This window comes from Halonatronum saccharophilum DSM 13868 (assembly GCF_000517025.1).
Lineage (GTDB): Bacteria > Bacillota > Halanaerobiia > Halobacteroidales > Halobacteroidaceae > Halonatronum > Halonatronum saccharophilum.
In genome coordinates, this window is record NZ_KI912092.1 from 1 (window position 1) to 13,864 (window position 13,864).

The 13,864-nt window shown below is 36.1% G+C and carries 13 protein-coding genes; all 13 read right to left on the reverse strand.

The annotated features are described in order from the left end of the window. Nucleotides 1-53: 53 nt before the first annotated feature. Nucleotides 54-404, reverse strand: coding sequence for a hypothetical protein (locus tag HALSAC_RS0102025; protein WP_027338862.1), 351 nt, complete (start codon nt 402-404; stop codon nt 54-56). Nucleotides 405-437: 33 nt separating this feature from the next. After that, nucleotides 438-1,052: an HAD family hydrolase gene (locus HALSAC_RS0102030; protein WP_027338863.1), complete on the reverse strand. Its 615-nt coding sequence runs from the start codon at nt 1,050-1,052 to the stop codon at nt 438-440. Between the two features lie 373 nt (nt 1,053-1,425). Next, nucleotides 1,426-2,058, reverse strand: coding sequence for a sigma-54-dependent transcriptional regulator family protein (locus HALSAC_RS0102035; RefSeq protein ID WP_211231281.1), 633 nt, complete (start codon nt 2,056-2,058; stop codon nt 1,426-1,428). Nucleotides 2,059-2,586: 528 nt separating this feature from the next. Beyond that, entirely contained in the window at nt 2,587-3,879 is a 1,293-nt protein-coding gene (gene hemL, locus HALSAC_RS0102040) for a glutamate-1-semialdehyde 2,1-aminomutase (protein WP_027338865.1), read from the reverse strand. Nucleotides 3,880-3,902: 23 nt separating this feature from the next. Next, nucleotides 3,903-4,373, reverse strand: coding sequence for a siroheme decarboxylase subunit beta (gene ahbB, locus HALSAC_RS0102045; RefSeq protein WP_027338866.1), 471 nt, complete (start codon nt 4,371-4,373; stop codon nt 3,903-3,905). Nucleotides 4,374-4,390: 17 nt separating this feature from the next. After that, nucleotides 4,391-4,837: a siroheme decarboxylase subunit alpha gene (ahbA, locus tag HALSAC_RS0102050; protein ID WP_027338867.1), complete on the reverse strand. Its 447-nt coding sequence runs from the start codon at nt 4,835-4,837 to the stop codon at nt 4,391-4,393. A 146-nt stretch (nt 4,838-4,983) separates the two neighbouring features. Next, on the reverse strand, nt 4,984-5,970 hold the full coding sequence (gene nirJ2, locus HALSAC_RS0102055; protein WP_027338868.1) for a putative heme d1 biosynthesis radical SAM protein NirJ2: 987 nt from the start codon (nt 5,968-5,970) through the stop codon (nt 4,984-4,986). A gap of 145 nt (nt 5,971-6,115) precedes the next feature. Continuing rightward, nucleotides 6,116-7,117, reverse strand: a complete 1,002-nt coding sequence (gene hemB, locus HALSAC_RS0102060; protein WP_027338869.1) for a porphobilinogen synthase — start codon at nt 7,115-7,117, stop codon at nt 6,116-6,118. Nucleotides 7,118-7,433: 316 nt separating this feature from the next. Next, nucleotides 7,434-8,606 carry a putative heme d1 biosynthesis radical SAM protein NirJ1 gene (gene nirJ1 / locus HALSAC_RS0102065; protein ID WP_027338870.1) on the reverse strand — a complete coding sequence of 391 codons (1,173 nt, stop codon included), beginning with the start codon at nt 8,604-8,606 and terminating at the stop codon, nt 7,434-7,436. Nucleotides 8,607-8,621: 15 nt separating this feature from the next. Continuing rightward, entirely contained in the window at nt 8,622-9,269 is a 648-nt protein-coding gene (locus HALSAC_RS0102070; RefSeq protein WP_027338871.1) for a hypothetical protein, read from the reverse strand. A 147-nt stretch (nt 9,270-9,416) separates the two neighbouring features. Further along, complete coding sequence (gene cobA, locus HALSAC_RS0102075; RefSeq protein ID WP_027338872.1) at nt 9,417-10,928, reverse strand: uroporphyrinogen-III C-methyltransferase; 1,512 nt, start codon at nt 10,926-10,928, stop codon at nt 9,417-9,419. Next, on the reverse strand, nt 10,925-11,857 hold the full coding sequence (hemC, locus tag HALSAC_RS0102080; protein WP_027338873.1) for a hydroxymethylbilane synthase: 933 nt from the start codon (nt 11,855-11,857) through the stop codon (nt 10,925-10,927). The genes cobA and hemC overlap by 4 nt, the downstream gene beginning before the upstream one ends. A 324-nt stretch (nt 11,858-12,181) precedes the next feature. Further along, on the reverse strand, nt 12,182-13,864 hold a 1,683-nt coding region (gene glgP, locus HALSAC_RS0102085), incomplete at its 5' end, for an alpha-glucan family phosphorylase (protein WP_027338874.1).

The following is a 13,864-nucleotide window of genomic DNA, read 5'->3' on the forward strand; positions in this document are numbered from 1 at the left end:
AATTTGCTTTGAATCAAGACATGAAGGAGTCCCACCTCCAATGTGCAATGTTTTTATTTTAGGAATATTATTTTTTCTTTGATTAATAAGATTTCTTTCTCTAATAATTTAATATACTCATCTTTTGATACTGTCGCCTCAGAATTATCTATAATTTTTGAAAAATAACAATATGTACATTTGCCAGTGCAATAAGGTATATGAATATATAAATTAATATCTTTCGCTGAAAAATATCTCTTATTTATTTGCTCCTTTGTTAATTTGTTAAGTGATTGTACTGGTGGATATGAATAAATAAATACATAATCTTTATCTTTATTAAACCCCTTCCTATTAAAAAAATTAAAATCAATACTATTATAAACTTGGTTAACTTTTGTAAATAATTCTTCTTTATTCATTTTATCTTTCCTCCTTTAACTAACTGTGTAATTCTATATTTGCTCAATTATTTGTTGTATTTGACTCCAATTATTAATTACGTAGTCACAATCTAAATATTCATTTTCAATACCTTGATTTCTATTGAAATAAATGGTATATATACCCAGTTTTTTGGCCGCTTTTAAATTTTTAATATTATCATCTATAAAAATGCATTCTTCTGGAAGAGCATTAGTCTTATCTAGAAAAATATTGTATATCTCGAGGTCAGGTTTTCTTATTCCTACATCACCACTAATAACTGAATGTGAAAAATAATTATCAATTTTATACATATTTCTTAAAATTTTAGACCATTCCGCTACATCATTCGATATAATTGCAAAAGAAAATTCATTTTTATACTTTTGGGGAATTCTGAGTGATTCATTATCAAATCTTAAACTACTACTTAGATATTCTTGATCTAAGTTTTCCAATCCAAAACATTCCCAAAATTTTGCAGAAGTAATCATTCCTAAACTAGCTTCTTTATACTTTTTATAAACATTATCTTGATTAAAAGTTATATCTTTGCTTTTTAAAAATGGAATCAGACATTGCTTTACATCATCACTATCTTTAAACATAACCCCCATAATATCAAAAATAATCCATTTTATCATTTATTGTCACCCTTTCTTTTTTATATAATTTTATTTTTTATTAATAACAACTATAAATTAAAATATATATTAATTTATTTACTATTTTAATTTATAATGACTACCATAATCAACCATCCAAAATGTAAAATTGCAACCCCTCAATTCCAAAAACAGATTTTTATTTATTTTATTTACATTTTATAGAAAAATAGTCGTGATTTTTAGCTTTTCATCTTCACATAACCTCCAACAAATCCAAACACCTACACTTAATACCCTTTATAATAGCATGTGACATATTCCTTGCTTCAAATAATTCGCAAATTTTACCTCTATGGTATCTTACACTCGAACCAGAAACATGCAATTGCTCAGATATGTCCTTAATTGTCTATCCACAAGCCGATAATCTTAATACATCTTTTGTAATCTCATTTAACACTATCTTCTTTTCACTATAAAACAAAACATTTAAAGTCATCCTAGCAATTAATTTATTTAGTATTAATTCAAATAACATCCTGTCCCTTTCTATAATTTTTTTACCCAAAAATGACATATCTAAATATCCAATTGTTTTATTATGAACTACAATAGGAGTAGCTAAACACTCCCAATTATAAAAACAATCACAATAGTGTTCTACCCCTTTTAAATAAATAATATTCTTTACCTCCATAGCTAAAGAGATAGCATTAGTTCCACAACTATCTTCTGTAAAACATACTCCCTCTTTAATATTTTCCTCATTCTCTTTACAACAATACTTTGCTATAAGCACTCCTTCAGAATCAGTTAAAAAGAAGATATACGGTCTATTATCTGCATATTTTTCTGTTATTTCCTTTACCTCTTCTATAAAAACTTTAATCAAATCACTACTTTCTCTTTTTCTCTCTTTCAATTCATCTCTAGTAACACACTTTAAAAATCCCTCTAACTTCTTATCAATCCCCTTCTCACAACACCTATACCATGAATCCTTTAACTTTTCTGCTTTCCTACTCTGCTTCACATTCTTCACCTCAATAATTTTATTTTATACCAAAAACAACATTTGGATTTAAAACATTTTTTGTATCATTTTGGTTGTATAAGTATATATTTAGATATTGTTCACTTGTTTTCCTGCCAAAAGTTTGATTTTTTTGCGATATTTAATTGCGAATAGATATTTTATTTTATCGTTTTTCCTAATATCGAGGTGTTAGGTTTAATACTCATATTTCGGAGGATATTTTTTACAGGGGATAATTTTGCTTTTATACATTTTAGTTAATTTGTTACTGGTTCACAAGTAATAAATTTCATTATATGCAATATTAATCTCTGTAATATATTGATTATAATGAATTAAATTAATTATTTATTATCTTTTGTAATTTAATTCATTTCAAATGATATGCTTTTAATACTTTAATATCGATTTATTCATAATATTGTAAGACAAGTTCCGAAATATGAGTTAATATACCTTTGCAATCCTAGTTTTATTAACTACTAAAAAGACGAGGTATAACTAAACATCTGTTTAGTTATACCTCGTCTTTTTCTAATATATATTCTCTTTGACCTTCTTTAAAGCCTCATAGTTAGCCTCAATTGTCCTCTCTAATTGATTGTCAGAATGGGCCAACGACACGAAGTTAGCTTCAAATTGGGATGGAGGCAGATAGATTCCCTCCTCTAGCATAGCTCTAAAGTAGAAAGAGAAGGCCTCTAAATTGCAGGCTTTGGCCCCACTATAATCACCCACCATCTCCTCATTGAAGAATAGAGTAAGCATTGATCCTACCCTAGATACTGTAATTGGGAGTTCTAACTCTTGGATGTTGGCCTTAAAGCCCTCTTCTAAGATTCTCCCCTTCTCTTCTAACTGACTATAAGGGTTAAACTCTCGAAGGATTCTCAAGGTCTCTATCCCTCCAACCATAGCCAAAGGGTTCCCTGATAGGGTTCCTGCTTGGTAGACAGGGCCTTGGGGAGCTATGTGATCCATTATCTCCTTCTTACCTCCATAAGCACCCACAGGTAAACCTCCCCCGATTATCTTACCTAAAGTTGTCAGGTCAGGATCTATTCCATAAATCTCTTGTGCTCCTCCATAAGCCACTCTAAAGCCTGTCATTACCTCATCGAAGATGAGCAATGCTCCATACTCCTTAGTGATCTCTCTTAAGCCTTCTAAATAACCTGCCTTAGGCTTTACTACCCCCATATTACCGGTAATAGGCTCTAAGATAAGCCCTGCTATATCTTCGCCATATTCTTTAAATATCTTCTTAACAGCCTCTAAGTCATTAAAGGGTACTGAAATCGTCTCACCAGCAATCTTAGCAGGAACTCCAGGGCTTCCTGGGATTCCTAAAGTGCCAACACCTGACCCCGCTTCGATTAATAAGCTGTCACCATGGCCATGATAACACCCTTCCATCTTAACTATCTTATCTCTACCTGTATACCCTCTTGATAGCCTTAAGGCACTCATAGTAGCCTCTGTACCTGAGTTGACCATCCTCACCTTCTCAATAGAAGGTATAGCCTCTATTACGGTCTCGGCAAGCTCCGTCTCAACTTGAGTAGGAGCACCAAAGCTCGTTCCCTTTATAAGTTGCATCTGTAAAGGTTCAATCACCCCAGGATGGCTGTATCCCAAGATCATTGGCCCCCAAGACCCAACATAATCTATGTACTCATTACCATCGACATCATAGACCAGAGAACCCTTGGCCCTCTCAATAAAGATAGGCTCTCCTCCTACCGATTTAAAAGCTCTAACTGGGCTATTTACTCCCCCAGGTATAACCTCCTTAGCCTTTGAAAAATACTCTACTGACTTTGACATTAAAATCACCTCACTAAATTATCTTAATTCATAAAATACCTCATACTACACTTCTTCAACTCTTCGGTGCTATATAGTATAGTATAATCATCAATCTCACAACTTTGAAATATGGTCTGAGCAATGGATTCTACCTCTCCTTCTTCCTTACCGTGAATCATAGCGAAGATATTATAGGGCCAATCGGGATAAGTCGGCCTTTGATAGAGGTGAGTAATTTGAGAGTAACCGACTAAAAGATCAGCAAACCCCTCCATCCCATCTTCAGGAACCCTCCAAGCTGTCATACCATTTGCCTTATAACCTGCTTGACGGTGATAAAGTACTGGACCTACTCGCCTTAACATACCTTCTATATGATAATTCTCTAATCGCTCTAGCAACTCCTCTTCTGATATACCTACCTTTTGGGCAATTAACCTATAAGGTCTCTCTACCAAAGGTATATCCTCCTGCATTAGTCTGACTATATCTTTATCCAATTCACTTAGCATACTTTCACTCCTAAAGTCTATACTTTTAACTTAACCCCTAGCTTGAAGAGATTTTGGGCAGGAAGATTTCGCATCTTCTCTATACCTTCAATTGACTCTATCTCCTCTAATTTATCCTCTAAATCATCTTTAGACGGTGCTATTAAGGTAAACCAGAGGTTAAAGTCATGATTTCTTCGATAATTATGGGTTACACCATCATATCTGTTGATAACATCTGCCACTTCATAAAAGGATTCTTCTTCGACCCTTGTAGCTACTAAGGTACTTACATAACCTAACCTTTTAGAGGAAAAGATTCCACCCAACCTTCTAATATAACCCTCCTCCTTTAAAGTATTAAGTCGCTCAACTACCTCTCCACCACTAATACCTATCTCCCTTCCTAAGTCTTTATAAGGGGTAGAGCTAATTGGAATACCCTCCTGGGCCAACGTCAACAACCTTCTATCAACTTCATCCATATATAATCACCATTCTTGTATTATTATATAAAACCAACGAAAAGATTTAACCTTATAAAATTTAATTTTTTTAGGTTTTGTCTGTGCAAAGTCTGTGTAAGTCTGTGTCTAAAGAGGTTTTCCTTTTTAAGTTTTAATTTCAATTATCAATTAAAGCTACTACACCAGGGTTCTTCTGCTAGGTAATCGCCATCGGAATAATAGTATGCCCTAGCTCGGCACCCTCCGCAGATCTCAATATTCTTACACCTTCCACAATTACCCCCATACTCCATCGCTCTTAACTCATTAAAGACCTTGCTTGATTCCCAGATCTGATCAAGGGGATTTTCTAAAACATTACCTACCTTGACAGGCAAATAAGGACAAATATGTACATCTCCATCTGGCAAGATACAGCAATAGGCTATACCAGCTATACAACCCCGAGAGAATCGCATATAGACACCCTGCTCCTTGGCCATAGGCATAAATTGGGGAGCACAGGTAGGTTTGAGCTCTATATCCACCTCTGCTTGCTTATCTAAAATTCGATTTATCATCTTCCTATAACGCTTTGACCTTAAAGACTCCTTTTCTATATCCCTCCCTCTTCCTGTAGGTACTAAGAAGAAGGGATGGTGAGCTTTAGAACCCAATTGGACTGCTAAGTCTGTAATCTTCTCTAACTCCTCATAGTTCCTATCGGTTATAGTTGTATTTATCTGAGTATCCAAAGAAACTGAGTGACAATTTCTAATCCCTTCTATAGTCTTCTGCCAAGCCCCTTCTTCTCCTCGAAAATCATCATGGCTACAAGAATCTATACTATCTAAACTGATTCCTACTCTAGCTAAGCCAGCTTCTTTTAATCTCTTAGCCACCTCTAAATCAATCATAGTTCCATTTGTCCCCATTACAGGTCGCATCTTCAAATTTTTAGCATGTGTAATCAATTCATAAATGTCATCTCTAAGCAGAGGCTCTCCACCACTAAAAATCATAATCTTAAAGCCCGCTTTAGCTATCTCCTCCAATAGCTTCTTCGCCTCTTCTGTACTCAACTCGTCACTACTGGTCTCAGGACCAGAATCTCTATAACAATGTTCGCAATATAAATTACACCTTTTAGTCGTATTCCACGATATAATCAAAGACTATCCCCACCTGTTTTAAGTCGTTATTCTTTATAGATGCCCAACCTTAAGGAAAATAATACACAGCTCAAATTAGGCTAGAGATCATTTTTAGTGTCTGTGTATATATCAAGGATAGAGGAAGTCAGATTGCTGACTTCCTCTATCCCTTAATCCACTTTACCACATCCTTGGCCCAATAAGTAATGATAATATCTGCACCTGCCCTCTTCATACTCGTCAACGACTCCAAGGCTACCCTTCTCTCATCGATCCACCCTTTCTGGGCAGCTGCCTTGACCATGGAAAATTCACCACTTACATTATAAGCAGCAATAGGAAGGTTGAAGTTATCCTTGGCCCGTCTAATTATATCTAAATAAGATAGAGCAGGTTTAATCATAATAACATCTGCCCCCTCTTCTACATCCAGCTCCATCTCTCTTAAAGCTTCATTACTATTGGCTGGATCCATCTGATAGGAGCTCCTATCACCCTCTTGGGGAGCCGAATGTGCTGCTTCTCTAAAGGGTCCATAAAATCCCGAGGCATATTTAGCAGAGTAAGAAATTATCCCTACCTCCTTAAAGCAAGCTTTGTCGAGTCTATTTCTAATAGCTCTTACCCTTCCATCCATCATATCAGAAGGGGCAACCATATCTGCACCTGCTTGAGCATGGGTTAAAGCCACATTTGCTAATCTATCTAAAGTAGGATCGTTAATCAAACACCCTTCCTCTAAAACGCCACAATGACCATGAATTGTATATTGGCATAAACAAACATCAGTAATAACCAACAGTTGAGGATACTCTTCCTTTATACTATGGCAAGCTTTTTGAACTATACCATCCTCTGCCCAAGCAGCAGAACCCTTCTCATCCTTTTGACTTTGGTCAGGGATACCAAATAAGATCACCCCTTTAATACCTAAACTTGCAACCTCTTCAACCTCATCTAACAACCTATCTATTGATAGATGATAATTTCCCGGCAGAGAAGATATCTCCTCTCTTACCCCTTCACCTTCAACTACGAACAACGGATAGATTAGATCATCTACACCCAATCTCGTCTCACGAACCAAGCTTCTAATTGCATCAGAACTCCTCAAACGCCTCGGTCGATGTACCAAATCATGCCTTGATATATTCATCCTTCTCATCGTTAATCCCTCCTGTATGATAACGCTCAATTTGTAAAACAAAACTTTATATTCCTAAAGCGTCACTTTTTTAAAGATAAAAAAATTAAAACTCTTTTTTGGAACCATTAATGAACATCAATCAACACTAATATAATTCAAATTAATATTAGGCTCTAATGTTTATCATAGAAAATTTATTGAATTAAAATAATTTTTTAGATGATTTTTGTTCTTAAATCTTTTATTAGTGACTATTCGTGTTCATTCGTGGTAAAAATCGCCCTTAAGATTTTGAACTTAAGTTCTTAATTCTTAATTGAAGTTACACTAATAGCTAGCTCCCAATCTCTTCATCACTTAAGTAACAGGCCGGGTCTTCTGCCCAGAAATCATTATATATAGCCTCCGCTCTTGGCCTAAAATTACCATTACAGATATCTATCCACCTACACCCACTACATCTTCCCTTCAAATACCTCTTCCTATCTCTCATCTTCTCTAAGATAGTACCCTCATCCTCCATCCATATTTGGCTAAAGGGCTTCTCTTTTATATTACCGACTATATAATCTTGAGTAAATTGATCGGGGTGTACCCTCCCTTGCCAATCCACATTTGCTATAGCAATCCCTGACCTGTTTCCTCTATTTCTCTTTAGTAGTTCCAAAACATTATTGGTCCTCTCATCTCCCACCTCTTTTAATTTAAGATATAGGTAGATACCATCACAATGATTATCTACTGTTAAAATTTCTTTATCTACCCCTCTAGACTCCCACTCTAAAACCTTAGCAATCAAGAGATCCAGTACCTCTCTACTTTCTTGATGGCTAATGTCTTTATCTATCATTTCACTACCTCGACCCGAATAGACGAGATGATAAAAGCAAGCTCGGGGGATATTCTCTTCTTCGATTAACCTTAATATCTCCTCTAAACTTTCATAGTTATGCCTATTAATTGTAAAGCGAAGTCCTACCTTCTGATCTACTAACTTACAATTTCTTATACCTTTCAATGCTTCATCGAAGGCCCCTTCCTTTCCCCTAAACCTGTCATTCTCTTCACCTATACCATCTAAGCTTATTCCTACATAACTTATCCCTGACCTCTTTAACCTCTTTGCAATCTCCTCAGTTATCATTGTCCCATTAGTCGATAAAGTGACTCTTAACCCTTTACTTCTAGCATATTCTATTAATTCGAATATATCATCCCTCATCAAAGGCTCTCCACCAGAGATTAAGAGTACTGGAACATTAAAATTGGCTAGATCATCAATAAAATCCTTTGCTTCTTCTGTATTTAATTCATCCCTATACTTTTTAGCTTTAGAATTTGAATAACAGTGAATACAATTCAAATTACAGCTCCTAGTAGCATTCCAAACTACCACGGGTCCACGCCCTTCTCTAACCCCATACTTATAACTCTTTATATTCTTATGATACCTTAATCTATCCCCAAACCTATCCTCTGCTCCAAGTAATTTTGAAATCCCTATCATATAAAGACTCCTTTTTTATATTCTCCAGAAATCTAACACCTCTTTAGTTATCTCTTCCCAATTTCCTCCACTAGTATCTATAATTATTGATTCCAAGTTGCTACCTCTCACTAACTCCTCTTTAACCTCCTGTTTCTTATAATAATAGTCTATTATCTCTTCATTAGTCTTACCAAAACGAGAGATATAACTTCGCCATCTATCACACCGACTCTCTATAATTCTTTCTTCCATCACTTCTCTTCTCATCTTAAATAAGCAGAGCTTGGTATTTAATCTATTTAATCTATCATCTATGTATTCTAAATCCCTCCACTCAATATGATTAAAGTAGGTAGAGTGAGTAAGGTGAAATCTCTCTAAGATGAACCCAAAGCGATGTTCCGTCTCATCTTTAGACCAATCTCTATCTATATAATAGCTATTATACCTCTCCAAAGAAGCCAATATATCATCTAATAGGTTCAAGTTATCCTCTTTCGTTATCATCCCCCTGTTATGCTTATCTTCTAAAACCCGTTGGGTAATATCCTCTCCATAAGTAAAAAAGGGCATAAACTCCCGTTCCAGATACTTTTCACTTTTTAAAAGATTCTTAATAATCGTCGACTTCCCAGTCCCAGGAATCCCCTCAAAGACAATTCCAGTTGCATAACTTTTCATAACAAAGATCCTTTCTATCAATATATTTGTAATAAAGCGTAGCTTTATTACTAGTGTCTGTGTCAGTAGTCTGTGTCAGTAAAACCTTAAGAACTATAAGTTTATTAGGTTTTGATTTTCACTGGCACTGACACAGACTACTAACACTTAATTACTATAATACTCCATAATAGCATCGAACAATCCGTCAACGGTATATTCCTCCGCCACTATACCGACCTCTAACCCATGCTCTCTAGCTCTTTGTGCTGTTATAGGACCAATGCATGCTACCTCAACACCTTCCATCAGCTCCTTATAATCCTCACCCAAGGGTTTGATCAGATTATCTACTGTCGATGAACTGGTAAAGGTAAGTAAATCTATCTCTTTTTTCTCTAACATATCCTTTAGCTTAGGATTTCCTTCGCCCATTAGGGTACGATAAGCTACTACATTATCCACTTGAGCTCCCAAATCTTTTAATCCTACTTCTAAAGCTTCTCGGCCAAGGTTGGCCCGTGGTAGCAAGAACCTCTTCCCTTTTGTATCCTCTTTGGAGAATCCTTCTAATATAGATTCTATTACATAATCATTGGGTATGTAATCAGCTCTAAAGCCATACTTAGTCAACTCTTCTGCTGTCTTTGGGCCAATGGCAGATAGCTTCACCCCTCCAAGGGCTCTTACATCTTGACCCGATTCAAATAACCTCTTCATGAACCTCTTAACACAATTTACACTGCTAAAGATTATCCAATGGTAGGAAGACACCTTCCTTAATGCCTCTTCTAACGGCTTCTTATTCTCTGGTGGGCCAATCTTAATTGCTGGAGCTTCTATTACCTTAGCACCTTCTCGACTCAAGCACTTAGTGAAAGAATCTTTTTGATCTTTAGGACGAGTTACAACAATCTTCTTGCCAAATAAAGGCTTGCTTTCAAACCAGTTTAACTTCTCCCTTAGATTAACCACATCCCCTATTACTATAATAGCTGGGGCCTTAAAGTTAGCTTCCTCCACCTTCTGAGCTATATTCTTAAGGTCTCCTACCATAGTCTCCTGATTGGCCCTTGTTCCCCATCTAATTAATGCTACAGGTGTCTTAGGATTACGTCCTTCTTTCATCAACCTCTCTGCTATCTTTGGTAAATTCCTTACTCCCATCAATATTACTAATGTCCCTTTAAATCTTGCTAAATTAGACCAATCTAAAGCACTCTCCTCCTTAGTTGGGTCTTCGTGACCTGTTACAACTGTAAAAGAAGAACTCCACTCACGATGGGTTAAAGGAATCCCTCCATAGGCTGCTACAGAGATTGGTGAAGTTATTCCTGGTACCACCTCAAACTGGACACCCCCTGCCAAAAGCTCTTCTCCTTCTTCTGCACCACGGCCAAAAACAAAAGGATCTCCCCCCTTAAGCCTAGCAATAGTCTTCCCTTCCTTGGCCTTATCTATCAATAATCTATTTATCTCTTCTTGGGTTCTATAGTGATTACCTGCCTTCTTACCTACATAGAATAACTCTGAACCCTTCTTTTTATACTTTAAGAGGTTAGGGTTTGCCAACCTATCATATAAGATTACATCGGCTTTTTTAATCGCTTCTAAACCTTTAAGAGTAATTAACCCTTCATCTCCTGGTCCTGCACCTACTAAATAGACCTTTCCACTCACCTTTGTTCACCCCTTCTAATCTCCTCTAATATCTCTTTTGCACCCTTATCTATCAACTTCTTTGCCAACTCAACACCTAAGTCTTGACCTTTACTTCTAGAGCCCTTTACACTATCTTTAAGAAGAAGGCTCCCATCTATTTTTCCTATAACTCCAGAGAGAATTAGTTTATCTCCATCAACCTCACCATAAGCACCGATTGGAACCTTACAGTCTCCTTCTAAATAATCTAAAAAGCTCCTCTCAGCCTTAACAGTATCTATGGTAGGTCTATCATTCAACTTCTCTACAACCTCTTTAATCGCATCATCATCAGACCTTCCCTCAATAGCAAGGGCCCCCTGTCCAACTGCAGGAATCGATATATTTTGATTTATGTATTGGGTTATCCTATCCTCCCAACCAATTCTTTCTAGTCCAGCTGCAGCAAGAATTATCCCATCAAAGTCACCCTCAGCAACCCTTTTTAGCCTTGTATCTATATTACCGCGCAGAGGTTCAACCTCCAAATCTGATCGATAATTTAATATTTGAGCCCTCCTTCTTAAGCTACCAGTCCCAATTCGAGAACCTTTAGGCAAATCATCTAAAGTCAAATTATCTTTAGAGACAAGTACATCTAGGGCGTTGGCCCGCCTTGGTATCCCTATAATCTCTAAACCTTCCTCTAATCGAGCCGGCATATCCTTTATGCTATGTATAGCTAAATCAACCTCTCTATTCAATAAGGCTATCTCTATCTCCTTAATAAAAAGACCCTTCCCACCTATCTGGCTTAGAGCCTTATCTAAGATCCTATCACCTTTAGTACTTATAACCTTCAACTTGAAATTATAATCTGGAAAGTAAGAAGCCAATTTATCGACCACCAACCCAGACTGGGCCAACGCCAACTTACTTCCCCTAGTTCCTACTATAATATCCTTCATACTAACCTCCTCTTTTTAAGTAATAAAGCGTAGCTTTATTACTGGTGATGAGTAATGGGTAAAACCTTAAGAAAAACAGAAACCCCTTTGTTACCTAAGACTTATAAGAGATTTTGAGATTTTGAGATTTTGAGATTTTAACTTTACTCATTACTCTTCACTCATTACCCATTACTAGTGGCTCGAAAGTGAAACTTTATTACTATTAGATATTTTAACTTATTACCTCCTCTTTATTCTATCACCAATCTAACCTTGTTTTCAACTTAAAAAAGGGCCAACACCAAGTGCTAGCCCTTTTTACTGACTTATAAAATTAATATCTTATATCCACTTAATCAAACCTACCTCATGTTTAGTTGCTAGAGAATCTGGATTTGGAATAGCTCTAAAGGTATATTTATAATCTCCTGTGTCCTCTAAATTGACCTTTACCTGATAGGAAGCAAAGCTTTCACCATCATAATCTATACATTCCATAGGAACTATCTTCTTATTTCCATTACCCTCTAAAACTAAGTAAAGTTCAACTCTTAAATCTTCAGGCTTAAGCTTAGCTAAATCAACATTTACTTTAAAAGCTATATCCTCTTTAACATTAAAGTTACCCATATCACCACTATTATCAGAACTAACCTTTACCTCATCCCAATTACTCTTTAACTTCGACTTCCAAGCTGTTAAATCCAAGGCTTTTTGATAATTATTGGCCCTTAGATCTTCTCCCCTATAGTAAGCAGGCATATATAACTTTTTAGTGTACTCTTGAACCATACGATCAGTACTATAACAAGGCGCATTACTTATCATAGCTTCCTTCATCCTCTCTACCCACTCTGAAGATACCTGTGCATCACCTTTATTATAATACAAAGGAACTATCTTTTTTTCTAAAGTTTTATATAAAGAATTACTATCTAATAGATCCTGCTCCTCTCGATTGCTATATTCAGATTTATAGCCAATAGTCCAACCATTCATCCCATTATAACCTTCACACCACCAACCATCTAAAACACTAAAGTTAAGCCCACCATTAGCCCCTACTTTTTGACCACTAGTTCCACTTGCCTCTAAGGGTCTTCGAGGGTTATTTAACCAAACATCAACACCATGAACTAGATAACGAGCCAAATTCATATCATAATCTTCTAGAATAACTATTCTCCCTTTAAAATCTTCACTTTGGGATATATTATAGATTTCCTTTATCAACTCTTGACCAGGAATATCGGCAGGGTGAGCCTTCCCAGCAAAGATAATCTGAACCTCTTTACCTTCTTGATTACAGACCTTCTTTAACCTTTCAACATCTTTAAAGATTAAGTTAGCCCGTTTGTAGGTAGCAAATCTCCTTGCAAAACCAATAGTTAATATATCTTTGTCTAAAAGGGTCTCGTCTCTAATAAGATCCTCTAAATTACTACACCTTCTCCTTCTAGTTAAATCTCTCTCTCGAATATGATCTATTAGCTTTGATTTTAACTTCTTGTGAACAACCCAAAACTCTTCATTAGGTATATTCTTGACCTTCTCCCATATCTCATCCTCTTCAATCCTATCTCGCCAATCATTAGGCAAATGCCTATCTAATAACTCCTTCCACTCTGGAGCCAACCAAGTTAAAGTATGAACACCATTAGTTATATATGTTATAGGATTCTCTTCAGTTGGCACCCCTGGCCATAATTCCTCCCACATATCACTTGATACCTTGCCATGCAATTGGCTTACACCATTATTAAAGCGAGATAAACGTAGAGCTAAAACTGTCAACCCAAACCCTTTATCATATGAATTTTTCATCCCTAACTTAATAAACTCATCTCTAGTCAAACCAACCTCTTCCCAGTAATTAGAAAAGTACTTATCCTTTAACCCAAAAGAGAAGACCTCATTACCAGCAGGGACGGGAGTATGAGTTGTAAACACAGTGTTGGCCCCTACCTTCTCTAATGCTTGATAAAAATCAAAATCATTCTCCTTGATTAAATTTCTAATCCTCTC